Here is a 22448-nt window from a genome sequence, read left to right as displayed (position 1 = left end):
GTGCGGAGACGCTGTTCATGGACTACCGGCGACAGCATGGCCTGTCGGTCCGCATTGCGCGCATTTTCAACACGTACGGACCACGCATGCATCCGGCCGATGGCCGCGTGATCTCCAATTTCATGATGCAAGCCTTGCGGGGCGAACCGATCACGCTTTACGGCGACGGCTCGCAGACGCGCTCTTTCTGTTACGTGGACGACATGATCGACGCCTTTATCCGCTTGATGAACACGGAAGAGGATCTCGACGCACCCGTGAACCTCGGCAATCCTCATGAAGTCAGCATGCGCGAGATCGCGCAGCGCATCGTGGCGATCACTGCTTCAAATTCGCCGCTCGAAATGCGGCCTCTTCCCGCCGACGACCCGTCGCATCGACAGCCTGATATCACACGTGCCCGCGAGTTGCTCGGCTGGCAGCCACGCACGTCGCTGGACGACGGCCTCGCGCTGACCGCACGCTATTTCCGCGCGCGTATCGAAGCCGGCGTCGCGCCCTTACTCGGACACGCTAGTAATCGCCACGCCTTAGCGTCGGACCACTGAGTGCAAGAGCCGCGTTGACGAGAGCAAGGTGGCTGAGCGCCTGCGGGAAGTTGCCTGCGAGGTGGCGGCCCGGTACGTCGTACTCTTCCGCGAGCAGGCCGAGGTCGTTGGCAACAGCGAGTACCCGTTCGAACTGCACCCGCGCATCCTGCTGGCGGCCTTGCAATTGCATGCACTCCGCCATCCAGCACGAGCATGCGAGGAACACGCCCTCGTTCGGTCCGTCCGTCACGGGCTTCTTACGGCGAATCAGGCCACCCTCGCTCAACTCGCGCTCGATGGTGGCGATAGTGGACGCCATGCGCGGGTCGTCGACGGGAAGAAAGCCGACCAGCGGCAGCAGCAATATGCTTGCATCGATTGCATGGGTTCCATAGTGCTGGGTGAAGGTGCCCAGGCCCGCGTTCCATGCCTCGCGGCAGATTTCCTCGTGCACGGTGTCGCGCAATGCGCTGATCCGTTCCACCATGGCCGTGCTCACCATGCCTCGCGTTTCGTGGCGTTTGACAAAGCGGTCGAGGGCGACCCATGCCAGCACCTTCGAATACGTGTAATGGCGTGGTTTTGTGCGCGACTCCCACATGCCCGAGCCCGCGTTCTGCCAGATCGATTCGACGTGCTCGATCAGCTTGTACTCCACGACGAATTCCTGCTCACACGGTGCAAGCCCGCCGCGACTAGCCAGATCGAGACACTCGATTACCTCGCCGTACACGTCTAGCTGATGCTGGCTGGAAGCGGCATTGCCGATACGCACCGGCGTGGCGAAACGGTAACCGGGCAACGAGTTCACGCTCCGTTCCGGCAAACGGCGTCCGCCATCCACCCGATACATGATCCGCATTTTGTCCGGCGAGCCCGCAATCGCGCGTAACAGCCAGTCCCGCCAGTCCTGCGCCTCTTCGTGATAGCCGGCGTTGAGCAACGCGGTCATCGTGAAACTCGCATCGCGCAGCCAGCAGTAACGGTAGTCCCAGTTCATCTCGCCGCCGGGCGCTTCGGGCAACGAGGTGGTCGGCGCGGCAACGAGCGCACCGCTGTGCCGATGAATCAGCGCCTTCAACGTGATCAGCGAGCGGCGAACCTGACGCGGCCAGTGCGTCTTGCCGTCGTCGAAGCGGCCGATCCAGTCGCGCCAGAAATGTTGCGTCGAAGTGAGCGCCGCTTCCGCGTCGATCGATGCTGGAAGCGGCTCGTGCGATTGCCCGTAGCTCATGACGAACGCTATGCGCTGCTCTGCCGTTACGTTGAATCGCGCCTCGACCGACTCTCCTTCTATGCGAAGCTTTACGGGCGCGCGCAAAACCACCAGATCGGGCCCGACCTTGGCGATGACATCGTCGCCGGACATTTCGAGCCACGGCGCAAGCGCGCCGTAGTCGAAGCGCAAGCGCACGCAACTGCGCATGGCCACGCTCCCACTCAGCCCAACGACGATGCGTACGATCGAAGAAAACGCCTTATTTACAGGCATGAAATCGATGATTCGCACTTCGCCGCTCGCCGTGCACAAGTCGGTTTCCATGACAAGCGTGTCGTCCTGATACCGACGACTGCGCGCCAGCACCGCGCCGGGCGCCTGAGCCGGCGCGAGAGACCATTGCCCGTGTTCTTCCTTGCCGAGCAGGGAGGCAAAGCAGGCGTCGCCATCAAACCGCGGCCAGCAGAGCCAGTCGATAGTGCCGTCCCTGCTCAGCAATGCGGCTGTGTCGCCATCGCCTAGCAGTGCATAATCTTCAATCGGCCGGCTCACATTTCCCGCCTTGCAAAGGTTTCATGTTCTTCTCTTTCTGCTCGCCAGGAAACTCAGGCCACTCACGACACCGATGCCGGCCAGCGCCCAGAAGGCGTTGCGATGCCGACTCGTCACCATTTCCCAACTGGTTGCTCTCGACTGACTGTCGAAGCGGCCATGTGCGCCGTAAGCGCCCGGTATCGGATCGAACAGATTGCCCGGCGTATCCGGTTCCAACAGCTCATCGGTAAGCTGGCCGTCGTAGCCTGCCTTCGCCAGATATTTGTCGATCCATCCCGGCGCAATCCGGTTCGCAAGAATCGCCTTGACCGTGGAGAACCCTATCCAGACTTGCCTGCGGCGATGCGTCGCCGCGAAGAAGATCGCGCGCGCCGCCACTTCCGGCTGGAAAATCGGCGCAACGGGCTGGGCTTTTCGTCCCATCTTGTTGAGCGCCCAGTCGAATTGCGGCGTATTGACGGCGGGCAAATCGACCATGGTCAGATGAACGTTCAGCCGGTCGTGGATGATTTCGGAGCGCAACGCGTCGGTAAAGCCACGCACGGCGAATTTCGCACCGCAGTAAATGGACTGGAGCGGCACGGATCGGTAACCGAGCGCGGAGCCGACATTCACAATGGTTCCGCGATTTCGAGTGCGCATGCGCGCGAGCGCCGCCATCGTGCCATGCACCTGGCCCAGATACGTGACCTGTGTGCCGCGTTCGAACTCTCGCGCGGTGAGCGCCGACACCGGTGCAAAGACCGTCGCCATCGCAACGTTGACCCACACGTCGATCGGTCCGAGTTCCTGTTCGACGCGGGCAGCCGCAGACGCCACTGCTGCCGAATCGGCCACGTCAGTGGGAATGTCGAGCGCACGCACGCCATAGGCCGTTTGCAGTTCGGCGGCGGCGCGTTCCAGACGGGCGGCGTCGCGCGCGAGGAGCCCCACATCGTATCCATGCCGCGCAAATTCCTCGACAGCGGCTCGCCCGACGCCCGCGCTAGCGCCGGTAATGACCGCGACCTTGCTCATGCCGTTATCTCCATCGGTTCAGCGTGCGAGCAACTCCACACGCGTTGAAGACCTGCTCCACTTCCGAGGCGTCAGCAATAAGCGGACCTCGCTCGGCTATCCGTTCGCGTCTCGCTCACGTTGATAACGCTGGCTTATAGGAGGAGAGCGAGGAGCAGTTCAGCATTACCGACTGAAAGACAGCGGTACGGCGTTTGCGGCTGGACACTGCAAAGAGGACTTTTTCAGGAGCAGTCCATGGCACAAACTGTCGGCGATTTCATCATTGAACGATTGCATGCGTGGGGCGTCCGCCGCATTTATGGCTATCCCGGCGACGGCATCAACGGCGTATTCGGCGCACTCAACCGCGCACAATCAGAGGCGAAAAAATCGAAGTCGGGCAATCCGACGCAGCCCATCGAATTCATTCAGGTCCGCCATGAAGAAATGGCAGCCTTCATGGCATCCGCGCATGCAAAATTCACTGGCGAGCTGGGCGTGTGCATTGCCACCTCAGGTCCAGGTGCGTCGCATCTGATTACCGGACTTTATGACGCACGAATGGATCATATGCCGGTGCTCGCCATTGCGGGCCAGCAGGCACGGGCTGCGCTGGGCGGTCACTATCAGCAGGAACTCGACCTGCTTTCGTTGTTCAAGGACGTCGCCGGCGCATTCGTCGAACAGGCTTCGGTGCCCGCGCAGGTGCGTCATATCGTGGACCGCGCCGTGCGCACCGCGCTTTCGGAACGCAAAGTAACAGCGATGATCCTGCCTAACGACTTGCAGGACGCCCCTTATGAAGCGCCCGCGCGCAAACACGGCACGCTTCATTCGGGCGTTGGCTATCGCGCGCCGCGCATCGTGCCTTTCCCGGACGATCTACAGCAAGCCGCGAACGTGCTCAACGCTGGCAAGAAGGTGGCGATACTCGTCGGAGCGGGCGCGCTTCATGCCACGGACGAAGTCATCGCCGTCGCCGAAAAACTCGGAGCGGGTGTCGCCAAGGCGTTGCTCGGCAAGGCCGTGCTGCCCGACGATCTGCCGTGGGTCACCGGCTCGATCGGTCTGCTCGGCACCAAGCCGAGTTACGACCTCATGATGGAATGCGACACGCTGCTGATGATCGGCTCGGGTTTCCCCTACTCGGAGTTCTTGCCAAAAGAAGGCGAAGCGCGGGGCGTGCAGATCGATGTGAAGGCCGACATGCTGAGCCTGCGCTATCCGATGGAAGTGAATCTCGTCGGCGACAGTGCGGAAACGCTCCGCGCGCTGCTGCCGCTGCTCGAAGAAAAGAAGGATCGCACGTGGCGTAAGAAGATTGAAGGCTGGACCGCCGACTGGTGGAAAACGCTCGATAAGCGCGCACACGTGGCGGGCAAAGACGCAGTCAATCCGCAGCGCACCGTTTGGGAACTGTCCAAACGCATTCCCGCGAACGCCATTGTCACGAGCGATTCGGGTTCCTGCGCGAACTGGTACGCGCGCGACCTCAAGGTGCAGCGCGGCATGATGTGCTCGCTGTCGGGTGGACTCGCATCGATGGGTGCGGCCGTTCCATATGCTATTGCCGCCAAATTTGCGTTTTCCGAGCGCCCGGTGATCGCGCTGGTCGGCGACGGCGCGATGCAGATGAACAACATGGCGGAGCTGATCACCGTATCGAAGTACTGGAAAGACTGGGCCGATCCACGCTGGATCTGCATGGTGCTGAACAACTGCGATCTCAATCAGGTCACCTGGGAGCAGCGTGTCATGGAAGGCGAGCCGAAATACGAGGCGTCGCAGGATATTCCGTCGGTGCCGTATCACAAGTTCGCGGAGTTAATCGGCCTGAAAGGCATCTACGTCGACAACGAAGAACAGATGGGCGCCGCATGGGACCAGGCGCTGGCCTCGGACCGCCCCATCGTGATCGAAGTCAAGGCCGATCCAAACATCGCATCGTTGCCACCGCATATCACGCTCGGGCAGGCCAAGGCATTTGCCTCGACGCTGATGAAGGGCGATCCGAACGAAGGCAACGTGATCGTGGAAACGGCGAAGCAGGTGCTCGGCGCCGTGTTGCCCGGTCATCACGGCAAATGACCAGGCGCGCCCCACCGCAGACGGGCGCGCTGCATGCGCCGATTACCGCCGTGCGCGCGCATGCTTACCGTATTCCGACCGATGCGCCGGAAGCCGACGGCACGTTCGAATGGAACGCGACCACACTTGTCGTCGTGGAAGTGGATGCGGCCGGCCAAAGCGGAATCGGCTATACGTATAGCGATAAAAGTGTGACCGGCCTGATTTGCGACACGCTCGGCGAATGCATCTTGCAGCGCGACGCGTGGGACATCCGCGCGATCTGGGACCGCATGCAGCGCCAGGTGCGCAATCTCGGCCGCTCGGGTCTCGCCGCCACGGCTATCTCTGCGGTGGACTGCGCACTGTGGGACCTCAAGGCGAAACTGCTCGACGTGCCGCTCGTGCGCCTGCTCGGCGCCGCGCGCGAGTCGGTGCCGATATACGGCAGCGGCGGCTTCACGACCTACAGCGATAAGCAGATACGCGAGCAGCTAGGCGGCTGGGTGGAGCGCGACGGCTGCCGCTGGGTGAAGATCAAGATCGGCAGCGAGCCGGATAAAGACCCCGCGCGCGTGCAAACAGCGCGCGCGGCGATCGGCGATGCCGGCCTGTTCGTCGACGCCAACGGCGCGTTCACGCCGCAAACCGCTTTGCTTTGGGCGCGGCGCTGTATTGACCAGCAGGTGCAATGGTTCGAAGAACCGGTTTCCTCGGACGACCGATGTGGTCTGCGCTTCGTGCGCGAACACGCGCCGCCCGGCATGGAGATCGCCGCCGGCGAATACGGCTACACGCTCGACGATTTCCGGCATCTGCTCAGCTCGCAAGCCGTGGATGTCCTGCAGGCCGACGTGAGCCGTTGCGGCGGGATCACCGGCTTCATGCAGGCTGCGGCGCTTTGCGACGCGTTTCATGTGCCGCTGTCGGCGCACTGCGCGCCTGCGCTGCATCTGCACGTTGCGTGCGCGGTGCCGCGTCTGCGTCATCAGGAGTGGTTTCACGATCACGTGCGGATCGAATCGCTGCTGTTCGACGGCGCACCGCGCGCGGCGAACGGTGCGATCGCGCCGGACCTGACGCGCCCCGGTTGCGGCCTCGAGTTCAAACTCCGCGATGCAACCTCGTACCAGATCAAATAGCGGGGAACGACGCATGACCTCTCAACGACTTGCGGGCCTGCTGTACGCGGTCGCCGGCGTGACCGCCGTGGCGGCGCTGGCGTTGCGTCCGGCGAAGCACGAAACGGCTGGCACGCAGGAGATCGGTGCAATCAGGGACGCGTTCGCGAGACCCGTCCGATCGCCCGCGCTGCGGACACCGCGTGTTCGAGCGCATATCGCCGCTGCTCAGCGTTTCAATCACAGTTCCGCGCTGCTCGCGCTCTCGGTGCTCGCCGACAGCGCCATGGAGCACTATCGCGGATCGTTCGACAATCCGGCGATGTTCACGCCGCTCGTCTCCGGCACGCTGTCCTTGCTGGCCGGTCTGCATGGCGGCCGCGATCACCGGCAGCAGACGCATCAGGTGCGTCATGCCATCTATCTGGCGGCCGCCGCCGCGGGCATAGCAGGTACCGGTTTTCATCTTTACAACGTGACGAAGCGGCCCGGCGGCTGGAGCTGGAACAACCTCTTTCATGCCGCGCCGCTAGGTGCGCCAATGGCGCTGTTGCTCTCCGGCGCGCTGGGCGCGGTGGCGGAACAACTGCGCGACGAGCCGACGCACGATCCGCAATTGTTCGGCACGCAGGCCGGGCGCGCGCTTGGTCTGCTGGTCAGCGCGGGGTTGATCGGCACAGCGGGTGAGGCCGCGCTGCTGCATTTTCGCGGCGCGTTCCAGCATCGCGCAATGTATGCACCCGTCTCGGTGCCGCCACTCGCCGCCGTGCTGCTTGCCCAGGCCGCGCTCGCCGTGCCGCGCGAGCGCTGGTTCACACGCTTCTGGTTGCGCGCTACCACGGCGCTCGGTTTCGTCGGCGCGGGCTTTCACGCGCGCGGCATCGCGCGCCGGCAAGGCGGCTGGCGCAACTGGAGCCAGAACATCTTCAGCGGACCGCCGTTGCCCGCGCCACCCAGCTTCTCGGCCTTGGCACTGGCCGGTCTCGCCGCTTTGCGTTTGAGGGAGAGAGAAACATGAACGATACCAGGCACGCGAAGAGAGCCACCCGCTATCCGGGCTACGACGTGCTCGACAAACGCGACACGCCGTCGTGGGACGAGGCCACTCGCGCAGTGATCGCGCAGCGGCTCGCCACGCCCGCCGAGCCGCATTTCTTTAACGCCGTCGAATGGCTGGCGGTGTGCGCCGTGTGCGCGTGCATCGTGCCGCAGGCGAATGCGCAGCCGGTGGTGCCGCTTGCGCAGCTGCTCGATGCAAAGCTCGCGCAAAATACCGGCGACGGGTATCGCGACGCACGTCTGCCGCCGCTGCAGCAGGCGTGGCGCACGGGCCTTGCCGCGCTCGATGTGGAAAGCCGCGCGCGTCACGGTCTGCCGTTCGGCAGCCTCGACAAGCCGGGTCAGCACGCACTGCTCGACTCGATGCAACGCGGCGAGCTGACCGGCGACGCGTGGAACGGCATGCCCGCCGCCGTGTTCTTCGCCGAACGTCTGCTGCACGATATCTGCGGCATGTACTACGCACACCCCCACGCGTGGAGCGAAATGGGCTTTGGCGGGCCGGCGAATCCGCGGGGCTACGTGCGCCTTTACTACGACCGCCGCGACCCGTGGGAGGCCGCCGAGGCCAAACCCGGCGACACGGACAAAGCCCGTAAGGAGAACCAGCGTGCTCGATGAAGCGCAACATCATCCACGTGGCACGAACGGGCGCGCTCCCGATGTGTTCGAGCGCGGCGGCTGGATACCCATGCGCGAATATCCGAACGGCGAGGAAGTCGATTTCGCGATTGTCGGCACCGGCGCGGGCGGCGGCGCGCTCGCCTGCCGGCTGGCGGAACAGGGCATTAGCGTCGTCGCATTCGATGCCGGCGCGTGGTGGCGCCCACTCGAAGAATTCGCCTCTGACGAACACCACCAGTCCAAGCTCTACTGGACCGACGAGCGCATCTGCGACGGCGAAAACCCGCTCAAGCTCGGCAATAACAACAGCGGCAAAGCGGTTGGCGGCAGCACGGTGCACTTTGCAATGGTGTCGCTGCGCTTTCGACCGGAGTGGTTCAAGTCGCGCAGCGTGCTCGGTTATGGCGCCGACTGGCCGCTCGACTGGCAGGAGATGTGGCGCTATTACACACAGGTCGAAGACGCATTGAAGATTTCCGGGCCGGTCAACTACCCGTGGGGACCGAAGCGCCCGCGCTATCCGTATCGCGCGCACGAACTGAATGCCGCGGCGCTCGTGCTCGCGCGCGGCGCGCAGGCGCTGGGTATCGACTGGACCGCGACGCCGCTCGCAACACTATCCGCGCCGCGTGGGAAGGCCCATCCCTGCGTCTATCGCGGATTCTGCACGTCGGGATGCGCGACCAATGCCAAGCAAAGCGCGCTCGTCACGTGGATTCCACGCGCGGTGAACGCCGGCGCCGAGATACGCGATCTGGCAATGGTGGGTCGAATTGCCACCAACGACGCAGGCCTTGTTACCGGCGTGGAATATCTGCGCGAAGGACGCTGGCAATTCCAGCGCGCGAAAAACGTGGTGGTGGCGGGCTACGCGATCGAAACACCGCGCCTGTTGCTGATGTCGGCGAACGGACGCTATCCGGACGGTCTCGCGAATAGCTCGGGGCTTGTCGGCAAGAACCTGATGGCGCAGTCGAATCAGGCCGTCTACGGCACCTTCGACGAAGAAATCCGCTGGTACAAGGGACCGCCTTCGCTCGCCATTACCGAACACTGGAACTACAAGGACACGGGTAAAGACTTCTTCGGCGGTTACTCGTATATGAGCCAGGGGCCGCTGCCTGTTGCCTGGGCGAGCGTGCAGAACGGGCGCGGTTTGTGGGGCGATGCACTGACCCGCGAGATGCAAAAGTATAACCATCAGGCCGGTCTGAAGATAGTCGGCGAGATGTTGCCGCAGGAACGCAACCGCGTAACGCTCGCCGATGAGAAAGACCAGTACGGTCTGCCCGTCGCGCGCGTAACGTATTCGATGTGCGACAACGACAAGCGGCTGATCACGCACTCGCTGAACTTCATGGAACAGGCGCTCGCGGCAGCTGGCGGCATCGACATCTGGCGCGAAACCGACGACACGTGCCACCTCAACGGCACGGCGCGCATGGGCGCGCATCCGTCGACGAGCGTGGTCAACGCCGACTGCCGCAGTTGGGATATCCCGAACTTGTGGGTCTGCGACGGTTCAGTGTTTCCGACCGTGGGCGGCGTGAATCCTTCGCTGACAATCCAGGCCATAGCCTGCCGGACCGCCGACCGTATCGTCGAACTCGCTGCGCGCGGCGAACTGTAGGAAGTGGCCGACGGCGCGCTGGTTTACGCCAGGAATACCGGTTGCTCGATTGCCGGTGTGATGCGTGCGTCGCTCCGCGATGCCCACAGCAGCCGCCCACCGATACGGGGAGTTGATACATGTCCGACACCGACAACCAGTTCACGATAGTGGGATCGGTTTCCACATGATTCGGCCTGCTTTGCAGATGGGACAGTACGTATCCGCTCTTGCAACCGGTATTTCCGGTCTTCAATCGTAGCGTTCCGAATCCAATCAGACATTTCGCGGGTGCCGGGAACAGCGGTCGCGGACAGGCAGTTAATCGCAAGTCGTTTGGTCTGCTTTGAATCACTGATTGCCTGGCGCGGCAACTCGGACTGGCAGGCGGGACTTTCGAAACGAGCTTAAAAGTTGGGGACGGTGCGCAGGTTCTACCGCACCGGATTTGCGGGGTTCGCATGCGCGCCGCCCACCCAGCGAGGTGGGCATTTTTTTCGCATCCAGCCGCCTGTCGACTGCGTCGCGCGACCGGCGGACAGAGAAGTCCTGGCTCGCTATGGAACTACCCGGCCATTCATGTACAGCGGACCCAAATACGAGAAGCCATGGAAGACAGATCGACCGCCATATGCATTCGTGACAGGCGCATACTACTCGTCGCTCGCGAGCACTCCTCGCGAGTGACCAGGTGGTCATTGCCCGGCGGCAAGCGAACCGTGTCCGAGACCCCGGCCGAAGCGTGCCGTCGGGAATTGGTGGAAGAGCCGTCGATTAGCCCGCTGAGTCTCGACTATCTCTTTTCAGTTCGGCGGGCTCGCCAAACGGCATTATGTTTTTCTCGCCGAATTGGCGCCGGATGTGCCAGCCCGCGCCAGCAATGAAATTGCGGCGTGTGGATGGTTCACCCCTCTAAAGATTGCCACTTTGCCGGCGAGCGTTCCGACTCGCGAAATCGTGGCCCTCTTCATTCGGCGCTGCGCCCACCCGGCGCTCAAGTGAGCGGCACCTGGACGCCGCGCGCCATCTGGCAACCTGAAGCACAGAGCCGGCGCAGCGCTATTGCGAACTGGAGGGCTGCGCGGTCGGCGACTGATTCACCGTCGCCTCGCTGCCGGCAGGGCCAACGCTGCTTGCCGCCGAACCGGCGGAAGCGTTGGCACGTTTCGCGGCGTCGCTACTATCCGTGCCGTTCGGCGCCGCGGAGTTGCTTATCACACCGCTGCTGGCGGCATCCATTGAAGAAACCTTACCGCTCTCGTTACCTGCACGTTTGCAGCCTGCTCCGGCTGCCGCCATGGCGGCAATACAAAGGACGGCGGCGGCGTAATTCAGTCTGCGGTTCATGGCATTAGCTCCTGTTCGTTATAGCCGCAGGCCTGCCTTGGTAAGTAAGGAACGTGCGCACGGCGTCGCCCGTTAAGTGAGCATTGGGCATGCCTCGCACAGGTACGGGCGTTGCGCCATTGCACGAAGCCGGTCACGACAGGCGCATGCGCGCCCGACCCCCACAAGGATGTCACCGTTAGACAGCCCGTAAATCTGGCGCGGATGTTCGACCCCGGACGCGATCTTGAACGCGTTGCAAATCGCCACAGCGATAGCCGCATGCCACCGTCGACGGAATGACGACGCGGTCGCCGGTTTTCAAATCGCGCACGTGCTCACCGATCTTTCCGACCACGTGGACACCTTCGTGCCCGGCACGCTGCGTAAGCGTCGCGCGCGGTGCGTTCGTTGCATGACGGATGGCGCTGCAAGCGGTATTCCTGCAATGCGTGGACTTTTGCTTTGAACTTGAATCGCTATTTCGTCGATTCAATTCAATCGTCTCGTTCAGCGCGCGGGTTCCGGTCGCATTGCATCGTCCCTCGATCGCGCCTGCTGTCCGCTCGCACGACGGTTTGAGTACCACCTTGATGCAACCGTCCTCCTTGTCGCGGAATGTTTGGTACATGCCAGGACCATCTTCCAGCGACACTGTGTAAGTAACAACAAAAGAAGGATCGATCTGACCTTCCTGTATGCGTTTGAGCAGATCGTCGGTCCACCGGTCGACGTGGGTCTGCCCCATCTTCCCAGGTCAGCCCCTTGTTCATCGAAGCGCCGAACGGGATTTTGTCGATCAGTCCGCCATACACACCCGGCACCGAGAGCGTACCTGCAGGGCGGCACACGTAGATCATTTCACGCAGCACATGCGGGCGATCTGTCTCCAGCATCACCGCTTGCTTGACCCTGTCGTACACGGCGTCGAACGAGCGCGTAGCGTGCGATTCTGTGCCGACCGCGTCGATGCACTTTTCCGGACCTTTTCCCTGCGTGAGGTCCTTGAGGCGATCAAGGACGCTTTCCTGATCGAAGTTGATCGTGACTGCCCCGCTCGCTTGCGCCATGGCGAGTCGCTCAGGCACACGGTCGATCACGACCACCTGCTTTGCACCCAGCAGGATCGCACTACGAATCGCCATCTGCCCGACCGGTCCCGCGCCCCCGATGGCAACGGTGTCGTCAGGCTGAATATCGCGGTTCAGCGCGGCCTGCCACCCAGTTGGGAAAATGTCACCGAGAAACAGGACCTGCTCGTCGGTGAGTCCCTCCGGAATCTTGACGTGTGTAGTGTCTGCCATCGGAACGCGAACATATTCCGCCTGCCCGCCGGGATAGCCTCTGGTCAGATGCGAGTAGCCAAAAAGTCCGGCGGTGGTATGACCGAAGACCTTATCGGCTTTCTCCTTGTTCGCCATGCCCGCAAGCTGCGCATAAGCAGCTTCCGTAGAACCGGCAATAATGTGCGAGAGAGGCGAATCTCGTGAAGCGCATGCATGGGGCGCCGAGTGATCCGCCGCCTGATCCTGCTTCCCCTCGCCGAGCCCTGTCTATCGTTGACGCGCATGCGCTATGCCTGGCAGCCACAGAATCAAAGAAAGCCTGCTGCCTTTGCTTTGGTAGGTGGTCCGCAAATTGCGCCAAGACGCGTGTGGAGACAATGGTCGGGGGCACGATGAAAATTCCAGAATCAGCCGTATCGTTCCTGTCGTCGCGTGGCCTCAGACTCGCCACTGCTGAATCCTGCACGGCAGGTCAAATTGCGTCGTATCTCGCAACGGTGCCCGGCAGCGGCTCCTGTCTGGATGTGGGGTTCATCAGCTACTCCCCTTCGGGCAAGGTCGGATTCCTCGGTGTAAAAGCAACCACGATCCGTGACTACGGGCTGACCAGCGAGGAAGTTGCAAAAGAAATGGCAGAAGGTGCGCTTTGCCAGGAAGGTTGCTGCGCAGATGTAGCGGTGTCGAACACGGGCGTGGCCGACGAGGTTCCTGAAGGCGATCCGCCTGCGGGCACGCAATGTTTTGCCTGGTCATTCCGCACGCGCGAAGAAGCTATCGTGACCTTTTCAGAAACCCGCCGGTTTCGCGGCGAGCGCAATGACGTTCGCTCAGCCGCCGCACTCTATGCGCTGTCACGTATTGAACATTATTTCAACCAGCTTCCGCTCGTAAGCCGAGGTCGGCATCCGGAGGGATCGTGTTGATCAGCAAGCCCTTTTTCGGGAGGGCATTCGCGGCCTTCGCCGTCGACAAGCGGGCCGTCCGGCAATGCACTCTGACCTTGATCTGGAAAAAACATGCCATCAGGTAACCTCTCAATGTCGCCCACCATCACTTCCATGATTCGCCTGGACCATATGCATGCCCTTGCGGCATTTCATCGGTATCATCCGGATAGTCTGGGCTGGCGCAAGCGCGCTATCGTCTCTTCGACCTGCGCCGCGTTGGAGATTCATGCACAACTCGAAGAAGAAATCTTTTATCCCGCCATTGCCCGCGTTTTGCCAGACGACGATACGCTGCGCAAGAGCCAGCCTGAGCACGACAAAATGCGGAAAATGATCCGCAAACTTCGAGAGATGAAGCCCGATGACTCAGCCTACGACAGCTCGTTTTTTCAATTGATGCGTGAAGTTATTCATCACGTCGCTGATGAAGAAGCCGTGTTGCTACCCGCTGCCGAGCGGGCGCTTAAGAGCGAACTGCGTACTCTGGGGGCTAGCATGACGCGGCGGCGGATGCAGTTGCTTGCGCAGCGCCCTGGCGAAATTGCCATCAACACTGCCGGGACCTTTCCATTGGCAACGCTCGGCATGGGCGCCTTGCTGATTTTGATGGGCTCGCGCTGTTTGCGCAGTAGCGCGCGATCGGTCCGGTAGACAGCATGGTGCGGCGCGTGCACCTCCGCCCGCGCCCCACTCAGAAGGCTCGCCACAGAAGCGTCCGGTTACTCGGTTACACCTTTCTTCGCGGCCAGATCCTGCGCCATTTTGTAATGCTCCTTGATGGTCGGCAAGGCCTTCTTCGCAGCTGCCTTGAGGTCCGCGTTCTGCCCTTGCTCGGCTTCCTTCTCGAACGCCGCTACCGCCGCCTTGTGCCCCTCGAGGCCCACCTTCTGGATGTACGCCTGGTCGAAAGCTTTGCCTTTCAGCGGCTTCAGGGAGTCCAGCACCGCCGTATCGGAATTGTCCTTGGGAACTTCTACACCATGCGGCGCCGCCATCTTTAACTGAAGCGTCAGCTTGGTGTGGTCCATCATCATATGATGAGCAAACGACTTCACGTCTTTATCGGTCGACGTGCTGGTCGCGAGCTTTGAGGCGTCAATCTCGGTTGACGAAGACATTGTCGCGGCCTGCACGAAATCCTTGTCCACCTGCGGCAGCTGATTAGCGGCGGTGGTCGATGCGGCTTGCGTCTGGGCCAAAGCGGCAGGACCCGCGAGGCAGAGAATACTGGAAGTGAATGTGACAACAAATGCTTTTTTCATGGAACCCTCTTGATGTGTTCAGGATGACGGACGACTCGGCATCGTCGCAGCAAGCCACATACCCTGAACCGCTGTGCGTGAATCGCTGGAATTTTGCAAAGGGTATCAGTGGCCGCGGAGCACTCGCGCGCTCCGCAGTCCGAGGTCGCTCTACGCTCGTTCAGGCCTCAGCTTTCGCGTGGCCAGCCTTCGACTTACTGCTGCTCTTTCGTGTGGTTTCATCTTCGCCGTCCTGCTGCGAGGCATTCGCGTTACCCGCCCTTTCGGCAAACTCACTCAACTTCAGATCAGTCGCCTTTTCTTCCTCGAGCGTTGCCTCGAGCAGCTTCACCCCCTCGGCGAAACGAAGTTGCTTACCGATAGCGCAAAGACTGCCGTATGCAGCGATTTCGTAATGCTCGACCTTCTGCGCCGCGGCCACGAGCCCCGCGTCCAGGACCGGCCCTTTCTCGATCTCGTCGATCAGTTCCTGACCTTCCTCGATCAATCCTTCCATTGCCACGCACTTCATTCGCTTCAAACGGATGTTGCACGTCTCAACAACCTGATCGATCCGTTCCACCTGCCCTCGCGTTTCTTCAAGGTAAAGCTTGAGCGCTTCACCAGTTGCGGATCGGAAGCGGCGCTTGACAGCTTAGCCAGGGCATTGGTCAACTGCTTTTCCGCACTATAGATATCGGAAAGTATGTGGACAAACAGATCATCGATGGTCTTGCGCTGTGCGACGGTGCACTCCTCATACGGTGAGCGGAGCCTGTCACGGCGCAACGGCAGTGCCCGCTGGCCGCAAAAGAGGGCGGCGATTCAATGCCCATCCCCCTTTGCAGAACGCTATTTGTGCAGTTTGTCCCGCAGCGAACTGACGTCGTTCGCAGTGAGCTGCTGTGCGTTGTTGCCCCACGCGCCGCGAATGTAAGTCAGCACCTGGGCGATCTGCACGTCGGCCAGCGTCCCGGCGAAACGCGGCATCTGCTGGCGCCGCGGCCCGGTCAGCGTCGAAGGGCTATTGCCACCTTCCACCATGAGGCGAATCAGCGACGTCGTGTCCTCCGCGAGCACTGACGAATTGCCCGCAAGAGCGGGAAAAGCGTTGCGCACCCCCTCGCCCGCCGCGCCATGACACTGCGCGCAAAACGATCGATACACATTGAAGCCCACCGATAGCGTGTCCGGCACCCGGCTGCCGTTGATTGGTTTGCGCGCAGCGTCCTCGCGCGGCGCGTAAGTACCCGAGGCCCCGCGCGGCGGCAATGACTTGAGATAGCGGCCGATGGCAAGCAGATCGTCGTCCGTGAGATATTGCGAACTGTCCTCGATTTGCTGGACCATGCTGCCGTAGGCGACGTTACCGTCAGCATGTCCCGTCTTCAGAAACGCGGCAATTTCGTTCGCCTGCCAGCGACCCAAGCCTGAGCCGCGGTCACCGGTAAGATTCGGCGCGAACCAATGGTCATTGACGCTGCCGGTCAGAAAATTTGCCGACGATTCGTCGGTCCCGCTTTCCTGGTACGCCGCGCCGCGCGGCGTGTGACAACTGCCGCAATGTCCGAGGGATTGCACCAGATAGGCTCCGCGATTCCACTGTGCGTCATGGGCGGCACGCGGCTCATAAGGCTTGTCAGGCACGAAGGCCATCTGCCAGATCCACAGGCCCCAACGCTGGTTGAATGGAAAGGAGACATCTGACTTGATGTTGGGCTTCGGCACCGGCGCAACGCCGTGCATCATGAACGCGTAGAGTGCCCGCAGATCGGCTTCGTCCATCTTCGCGTAGGCCGTGTACGGCATGGCCGGATAGAGCCGCTTGCCGCCGCGTGCAATGCCTTTGCGCAAGACGCGCGAAAAGTCGTCGTAACTGTATGCGCCGATTCCGAAACGGGGGTCGGGCGTGATGTTGGTCGACTCGATGGTGCCAAATGGCGAACTGATGCCGAGGCCGCCCGCGTACGGCGCACCGCCTTGGGTCGCTGTGTGGCAACCCGCGCAATCGCCGGCTTTGGCGACATACGCTCCGCGGGCGAGCATCGCAGCGTCGGACTGTGTCATTGCGAGCGTCGGCAAAGCGGCTGCGGGGCCGGAGGCCGCACTCTTACCTGCCGCACCGGTCATGCGCGCGGCTGACGCTTCCTCACCGTACACGTCGTGCAATGCCGAAGCTGGCCAAACGACTGCCAGCATGAACGGTATGACGGCCAGTATCTGCGATGACCGGCTTGCCGCACATCTGCGCAATGTAGGTAGTGCGCTCATTGCGCGCTCTCCCCCGACAAGGCCGCGGCGGATTCCGCGCGGGCTCGTGGCGGCTCATAGCCGCGCAGCCATCGCATCCCAATCGTCAGGCCGCCAATCAGATAAGCCGCCGCGCCCGGCACCCACATGATGAGCCCACCCGCCTGCTGGTCGTGTAACGGATCGAAGCCGAGCGCACTGGTGGGCTCGACGTAAGACGGATACCACAGGCCTGGCGCGAGCGCGATCAACGCGCCGAGCGCGCTGGTATGGACCATGGTCGTGAAGACGGACAGCATTGCATGGCCGCCTGATCGACGGGACACGCCTTCGCCGAATACGGTCCACCAGAAAACCAGCGCGCTCAGCATGAAGCTCGTATGCTGCAGCGTATGTATCCACGGTTGCGCGAGGGCGGCCTCGAACAGCGCCGGCGCATGCCAGCCCCACAGCGCTGCGGCATGCAGCATCCATCCCGCGAGCGGTGATGTGATGCGGCGCCAGACGCGCGCGAACGTGGGTGCCAGCACCGACCGCCCAACCCAGCGGCGTCCCGCTCGCGGCAGAGACCAGATCCATACACCGAGCGGGCGCCCGAGCACGAGAAGCGGTGCGGCAATCAGCATCATCGTTTCATGCTGGACCATGTGCGCGGAAAAAAGCGCTGCGGAAAGCCTGTCGAGCGGGGAGCACAACGCGAATATCAGGGCGAGCGTCCCGGTCGCGAATGCGCCGGCGTGCCAGGTCCGCCGCGAGCGGCTGCGCCGCGAACCGCGCCGCAACAACCGAAGATAGCCGCTCGCGTAGGCGGCCGTACTGACAAACAGGAGCACAGCAACCCATGCGTCGAACGACCAGCCGAACGACGGCGCTGCTTTCTCCGCGTCGGTAAGCACATGCGCCCACGTCGGCGAAGGGTGTAGCAGCATGGCGGCAGGCGCGGCGATGCGGCATGCCGCGCGGTACGCCGCCCTCATCGGCAGGGTGACAGGAGCCATTGTGGAAACCACATCATCAACTGGATCAGCGCGCACAGCGCGGCCACGGCCATCGCCATGAGCGCAAAAAACGGCCGACGGGCGCCATGCGAGACATAGTTCGCGGCGGGCACGCTTGCAGCAGCGCGCCAGCGGCGATAGGCGAGCCACGCCGCTGCAACGCAGAACAGGAAGCCGGCCGCGCTTACCGCATCAAGCGCCACGTGGCTGCCGGTCCTGCACGCCACCTGCACGAGAGCGTAGTTGATGCTCTGCGCGCCGAGCACCGCCACCGGCGCGGCCAGGAGACCTGGCCAGACGGACATGTCGGCGCGTTTCATAGATGCACCCGTGGCACGAGATAAATGACTGCGTAAATGGGTAGCCAAGTCAGCACGACGAAATACCAGTAGACCGCGTTCTCGCTCGTGTCGAGCAGCCTGCGTTTTTCGAACGGGCCTGTGTAGAGCAGCGCGGTGAGCACGGCTGTGTCCACGGTGTCGGTAATCAGGTGTGTGGTGTGCAACCCGAGCAGCACCCAGACAATTGACCCGTACGCATTGGCGTACCAGATGACATTCAGCGCGGAAAACTCGAATCCCCGCACCACGAGAAACGCGAGCGCGAACGCTAGACAGACAAGCAGCCACGAGCGCGCTTTCTCACGCTGCCCCTGTTGCGCCGCATTTTTCGCAAACTGGTTCGGCCAAAGGCTCGCGACAAGCAGTGCGGTGTTGATCGTCCCCCACGTAAGCGAAGGGGGCGGCGCGTGCAGAGGCCATGCCGCGTTCACCATACGCAGATAGAAGTACATGCCGATTGCCATGGCAAAGACGGTGCCTTCAATCAGCATTAGCCCCGCAGTGGCCCACCACATCAGGCTGCGATGACTGAAGCCGAAGCTGGGGAGTGCTCGCACGTCGACTACTTCGACCGCTTTGCGCTCCCCCCTGCTGCCGCGTTCCGACGTACTGTTGCGCGCGTTCGCAGGGCGCGTTTGTCGTGTCGCTTTGTGCTCGGGACCAGGTTCGGGCCAGCGTTCGAGCGCACGCGCAACGCGATTCTCCCGCCGGCTGGGCCAGAACCAGACGATCATCGTCACCGCGACCGGCACCGTTCCCCACCACACGGCGGACGGCGTAAATATCGAGCCGATAAAAAACACCGTCGTAGCGACCGCACTCAGGAAAGGCCAGATCGACGGGCCCGGGAAAAGAGGCCGCGTGTCCGGCACCGCGTCCAACGCGGTAGTGGTTAGCACTTCACGCGCATGGACTGCGAGCCCGGCCACGCCGCCCCGCCCACTGTACCCCTCCCACAGCGGCGCGCGACCGCGCACCACGGGCAGCGCGTCGAAGTTATGCGGCGGCGGTGCACTCGGCACACTCCACTCGAGCGTGCCCGCTCCCCACGGATTATTCCCGGCGCGCGCGCCCCGACGCAGGCTCGTGGCCACGTTCACAATGAAAAGCAGGACGCTTAGCGCAATCGTGTATGCCCCGACGGTCGCGATCAGGTTCATGCCGTCCCAACCCATACCTTCCGGATAGGTCCACACGCGACGAGGCATGCCGTGCAAACCGAGCAGATGCATCGGAAAAAATGCGACATTGAAGCCGCTGAAGAACAGCCAGAATTGCCAGCGCGCCAGCCGTTCCCCGAGCATGCGGCCAGTGAATTTCGGAAACCAGTAGTGGAAAGCACCGAATAGCGGGAATACGGCGCCGCCGAGCAGGACGTAATGCAGGTGGGCCACGACAAAATACGTATCGTGCACCTGCAGATCGAGTGGCACCGCGCCGAGCATGATGCCTGTCAGCCCGCCGAGCACGAGAATAAAAAAGAATGCGAGAACGAACAGGAGTGGCGGTTTCAAGTGCAGCCGCCCCGTGAGCAGCGTAGCCAGCCAGCAATAGATCTGAACGCCCGACGGCACCGCGATCAGCACGCTTGCCGCCGTGAAGAAGGTCTTGCCAAGGTCGGGAACGGCTGTCGCGAACATGTGGTGAACCCACAGTCCAAACGCGAGGAACGCCGTCGCGATCAGGGATAGGACCATCGCAGAATAGCCGAAGATCGGACGGCGCGCGAACGTCTCGATGATCGACGACATGAAACCAAGTGCCGGTATGAAAATCAGGTAGACCTCGGGATGGCCGAAGAACCAGAACAGGTGCTGCCACAACAGGACGTCGCCGCCGAGCGCCGGATTGTAGAACTGCGTGCCGACGAGGCGGTCGAGAATCAGCGCGGTGCTTGCCAGCATCACCGCCGGCATCGCGAAAAGCACCATGAACTGCGTAACGAGCGTGGCCCACGCGAAAAGCGGCAAGCGATTGAGCGACATGCCCGGTGCACGCATCTTCAGGATCGTCGTGATCAGCACGATTGCAACGAGCAGCGAGGACAGTTCGGTAAACGTGATCATCTGCGCCCAGATATCGCTGCCCTTGCCGGTTGCGTAGTCCGGGCCTGCGAGCGGCACGTAACTGAACCATCCCGAGCGCGGTCCGGCACCGAGCCCGAATGCGATGAACAAGGTGAGGCCACCAAAGAGAAACATCCAGTAGGCGTAGGCGTTCATGCGTGGGAACGCAACGCTGCGCGCACCGATTAGCAGTGGAATCAGGTACATCGCCACCGCCTGCATTACCGGCACGGCGAACAGGAACATCATTGCGGTGCCGTGAACCGTAAAGAGCTGGTCGTACATATCCGGGCCGACGAGGCGGCTCGCTGGGCGCGCCAGTTGTGCGCGCATGACGAGCGCCATCAACCCCGCCAGCAGGAAGAAGACAAATGTGGTGACCATGAAACGCCGTGCGATGCTCTTATGGTCGATCGCGCTAAACCATCCGGCCACGCCGCGCGGATCGCGCCAGGTCCGCGCAAGCGCGGCGGGCGCGCCTTCGCCCGCGTCCGGGCCGTCTTTCACCTGCCAGCGGGCTTCGGGGTCATGGTATGTTTCTGTGGTGCTCATTGGAGGGTCGCAAGCCATCGGACGACCGCGAGGCGGTCAGCTTCAGAAAGCGGAACCGCCGGCATCGTCGTACCCGGTTTCTGTGCATTCGGATTGCGTATCCACGCGGCAAGATTTTGCGGCGTATTGGTCAGAACGCCCGCGGCAATCGTCTTTCTACTCATCAGGTGAGTCAGGTCCGGGCCGTTCGTGCCGGATGCGCCAGTGCCGCGAACGGTATGGCAATTTGCACAACTCGCGCGTTCGAACGTTTCGCGGCCATGCAGTGTGACGGTGTCCGTTGTCTGAGCGGCGGGCTGGGACTGCTGCGCGATCCAAGCCGCATAGCGCTCGGGCGGGTCGGCAACTACGAGCATGGCCATGAGCGCATGCTCTACGCCGCAGAACTCCGCACACTGACCGCGGTACACGCCTTCCCGGTCAGCGCGAAATTCGATAGTGGTGTCGATGCCCGGAAGCATATCCTTCTTGCCATGCAAGCTCGGCACCCAGAAACTGTGGATCACATCGCTTGCCTGCAATGAGACGATGACGGGACGGCCAACCGGCACGTGCAGCTCGTTTGCAGTGACAAAACCCGGCTGTCCGGCTCCGGCTGGGTACGAGACCTGCCACCACCATTGCGCTCCCACCATCTCAATCCGTACGGGCTTGTCCACGGGCAGCATCGACAGCGCGCGATCCGTGAGCACGTCTGCGACGATGAGTCCAACAAGGACGATGACCGACAACATGCTCACACCAATGACGAGGCGTCGCGTACGGACTTCCGGCTGCGTGAGCGAAGCCAGGTCAGGGGCCCGCATGGGCGGTCCTTGCCCGTCCCGGTCACGATTGCGTTTCAACGCTACGAGGGTCGCGAGAAGCACCAGAGCAAATACGACCCCGCAGACGACCAGCGAAAGATTCCATAGTTGAGCGATGTGCTGCGCCTGCACGCCGGCGGGTTGCGTGGCACTTTGCTGCACAGGGGCACTGGCTCCGGCCACGTTCGGCACTGCGGCCGAGATGCCAACGGCCGCAAGGAAATGTAGACGCGCGCGCTTCGCGGTTGCATGGCAAACGAGCCCTGAGGCCCCTGCACCGAGCCTGGTGTTGACGCCGGCGCGACGGTTCGAAGATCGCTTCATTCGATCAGTTACCCGTATGGTTAGATGCCCATATACGCGCCTCTCGCTGCAACGAACCGGGACCTACTGGCTTGCGCCTGCGGGGTGATCGCTCGCGGCGGTGGCGGGCGCCGTGACCTGCGGCCCGCTGGCTGCTTGCATACTGCTCGGGGAGTGATCGTTTGTCGAATCGTTGGAACGGTTACACCCGCCGCATAGGGCGGATACTGTGATCAAAAGCGCTGCAGCTAACAACGTCTGTCTTCTCGTGTTCACTGTCTGTCTCCCGCTGTTTTGAAGTCACTACCGAACGCATGGCCAGAATCGTGCCTTACGTTACGGACCTGATGCACGCTGTCGGCACAGCAACCGGCATTCCCACTGGAAACCGGCACAACCGCCGTGGCACGCGCACTTCGCCGCCGCTACGTTTCACCTTGACCATCATGGCATTGCGGCCTCGAGGCCGGCCAGATGCGCAACTTCGAGTGCGCATCACGCCGCGGTCGTAAAGGACGTAACGGCGAAATGCCGGCCGGCTTTTACACG

Annotated in this window: 19 protein-coding genes and 2 pseudogenes; 10 read left to right on the top strand and 11 right to left on the bottom strand. The window is 62.3% G+C overall.

Annotated elements, in window-relative coordinates:
* A partial coding sequence (locus tag B0G75_RS36750; RefSeq protein WP_146142583.1) for an NAD-dependent epimerase/dehydratase family protein occupies window positions 1-548 on the top strand: 548 nt, incomplete at its 5' end.
* Here the strand turns inward: B0G75_RS36750 and B0G75_RS36745 are convergent.
* Both B0G75_RS36745 and B0G75_RS36740 read right to left on the bottom strand, forming a co-directional pair.
* The gene (locus B0G75_RS36745) at window positions 514-2301 is read right to left on the bottom strand and encodes a glycoside hydrolase family 15 protein (protein ID WP_106314622.1); all 1788 of its coding nucleotides are present in this window, start codon (window positions 2299-2301) and stop codon (window positions 514-516) included. The two genes, B0G75_RS36750 and B0G75_RS36745, sit on opposite strands and share 35 nt — an antisense overlap.
* A 21-nt stretch (window positions 2302-2322) precedes the next feature.
* Window positions 2323-3321: an SDR family oxidoreductase gene (locus B0G75_RS36740; protein WP_106314621.1), complete on the bottom strand. Its 999-nt coding sequence runs from the start codon at window positions 3319-3321 to the stop codon at window positions 2323-2325.
* 237 nt (window positions 3322-3558) lie between these two features.
* On the opposite strand from B0G75_RS36740, the gene B0G75_RS36735 reads away from it, so the two are divergent.
* The 6 genes from B0G75_RS36735 to B0G75_RS36710 all read left to right on the top strand — a co-directional run bounded on the left by B0G75_RS36735 (window position 3559) and on the right by B0G75_RS36710 (window position 10667).
* On the top strand, window positions 3559-5391 hold the full coding sequence (locus B0G75_RS36735) for a thiamine pyrophosphate-requiring protein (protein WP_106314620.1): 1833 nt from the start codon (window positions 3559-3561) through the stop codon (window positions 5389-5391).
* Window positions 5388-6512 (top strand): enolase C-terminal domain-like protein, encoded by a 1125-nt coding sequence (locus B0G75_RS36730; RefSeq protein ID WP_106314619.1) that lies wholly within the window; start codon window positions 5388-5390, stop codon window positions 6510-6512. Before B0G75_RS36735 ends, B0G75_RS36730 begins: the two co-directional genes overlap by 4 nt.
* Window positions 6513-6525: 13 nt before the next feature.
* Window positions 6526-7509 carry a hypothetical protein gene (locus B0G75_RS36725; RefSeq protein WP_106314618.1) on the top strand — a complete coding sequence of 328 codons (984 nt, stop codon included), beginning with the start codon at window positions 6526-6528 and terminating at the stop codon, window positions 7507-7509.
* A complete protein-coding gene (locus B0G75_RS36720) occupies window positions 7506-8171 on the top strand; it encodes a gluconate 2-dehydrogenase subunit 3 family protein (RefSeq protein WP_106286248.1) in 666 nt (221 codons plus the stop codon). The genes B0G75_RS36725 and B0G75_RS36720 overlap by 4 nt, the downstream gene beginning before the upstream one ends.
* A complete protein-coding gene (locus B0G75_RS36715; protein ID WP_106314617.1) occupies window positions 8161-9804 on the top strand; it encodes a GMC family oxidoreductase in 1644 nt (547 codons plus the stop codon). The genes B0G75_RS36720 and B0G75_RS36715 overlap by 11 nt, the downstream gene beginning before the upstream one ends.
* 440 nt (window positions 9805-10244) lie before the next feature.
* Window positions 10245-10667 carry an NUDIX domain-containing protein gene (locus B0G75_RS36710; protein ID WP_308705949.1) on the top strand — a complete coding sequence of 141 codons (423 nt, stop codon included), beginning with the start codon at window positions 10245-10247 and terminating at the stop codon, window positions 10665-10667.
* Between the two features lie 175 nt (window positions 10668-10842).
* On the opposite strand, the gene B0G75_RS36705 is transcribed toward B0G75_RS36710, so the two are convergent.
* Window positions 10843-11130, bottom strand: a complete 288-nt coding sequence (locus tag B0G75_RS36705) for a hypothetical protein (RefSeq protein ID WP_106314616.1) — start codon at window positions 11128-11130, stop codon at window positions 10843-10845.
* A gap of 226 nt (window positions 11131-11356) precedes the next feature.
* On the opposite strand from B0G75_RS36705, the gene B0G75_RS42120 reads away from it, so the two are divergent.
* Entirely contained in the window at window positions 11357-11578 is a 222-nt protein-coding gene (locus B0G75_RS42120) for a hypothetical protein (RefSeq protein WP_181309434.1), read from the top strand.
* A gap of 105 nt (window positions 11579-11683) precedes the next feature.
* Here B0G75_RS42120 and B0G75_RS36700 read toward each other — a convergent pair.
* Window positions 11684-12524: pseudogene (locus tag B0G75_RS36700) on the bottom strand (zinc-binding dehydrogenase); the annotation flags it as partial.
* Between the two features lie 263 nt (window positions 12525-12787).
* Here B0G75_RS36700 and B0G75_RS36695 point away from each other — a divergent pair.
* Window positions 12788-13318 carry a CinA family protein gene (locus tag B0G75_RS36695; RefSeq protein WP_106314626.1) on the top strand — a complete coding sequence of 177 codons (531 nt, stop codon included), beginning with the start codon at window positions 12788-12790 and terminating at the stop codon, window positions 13316-13318.
* A 93-nt stretch (window positions 13319-13411) separates the two neighbouring features.
* On the top strand, window positions 13412-13993 hold the full coding sequence (locus B0G75_RS36690; RefSeq protein ID WP_106314615.1) for a hemerythrin domain-containing protein: 582 nt from the start codon (window positions 13412-13414) through the stop codon (window positions 13991-13993).
* Window positions 13994-14061: 68 nt separating this feature from the next.
* On the opposite strand, the gene B0G75_RS36685 is transcribed toward B0G75_RS36690, so the two are convergent.
* The 7 genes and pseudogenes from B0G75_RS36685 to coxB all read right to left on the bottom strand — a co-directional run bounded on the left by B0G75_RS36685 (window position 14062) and on the right by coxB (window position 21920).
* Entirely contained in the window at window positions 14062-14604 is a 543-nt protein-coding gene (locus B0G75_RS36685) for a DUF4142 domain-containing protein (RefSeq protein ID WP_106314614.1), read from the bottom strand.
* A 160-nt stretch (window positions 14605-14764) separates the two neighbouring features.
* A pseudogene (locus B0G75_RS36680) lies at window positions 14765-15372 on the bottom strand (ferritin-like domain-containing protein).
* A 63-nt stretch (window positions 15373-15435) separates the two neighbouring features.
* The gene (locus B0G75_RS36675; protein WP_258194165.1) at window positions 15436-16854 is read right to left on the bottom strand and encodes a cytochrome c; all 1419 of its coding nucleotides are present in this window, start codon (window positions 16852-16854) and stop codon (window positions 15436-15438) included.
* Window positions 16851-17762, bottom strand: coding sequence for a cytochrome c oxidase assembly protein (locus B0G75_RS36670; protein WP_258194891.1), 912 nt, complete (start codon window positions 17760-17762; stop codon window positions 16851-16853). The genes B0G75_RS36675 and B0G75_RS36670 overlap by 4 nt, the downstream gene beginning before the upstream one ends.
* 44 nt (window positions 17763-17806) lie before the next feature.
* Window positions 17807-18136, bottom strand: coding sequence for a hypothetical protein (locus tag B0G75_RS36665; RefSeq protein WP_106286263.1), 330 nt, complete (start codon window positions 18134-18136; stop codon window positions 17807-17809).
* 11 nt (window positions 18137-18147) lie between these two features.
* Window positions 18148-20790, bottom strand: coding sequence for a cytochrome c oxidase subunit I (gene ctaD / locus B0G75_RS36660; RefSeq protein WP_106314612.1), 2643 nt, complete (start codon window positions 20788-20790; stop codon window positions 18148-18150).
* On the bottom strand, window positions 20787-21920 hold the full coding sequence (gene coxB, locus B0G75_RS36655) for a cytochrome c oxidase subunit II (protein ID WP_106286239.1): 1134 nt from the start codon (window positions 21918-21920) through the stop codon (window positions 20787-20789). Before coxB ends, ctaD begins: the two co-directional genes overlap by 4 nt.
* Window positions 21921-22448: the final 528 nt, after the last annotated feature.

The sequence above is a fragment of the Paraburkholderia sp. BL18I3N2 genome, assembly GCF_003001875.1.
Lineage (GTDB): Bacteria > Pseudomonadota > Gammaproteobacteria > Burkholderiales > Burkholderiaceae > Paraburkholderia > Paraburkholderia phytofirmans.
Note: the sequence above shows the minus strand (reverse complement) of the source record. Positions and strands in the feature narration are given on the sequence as shown.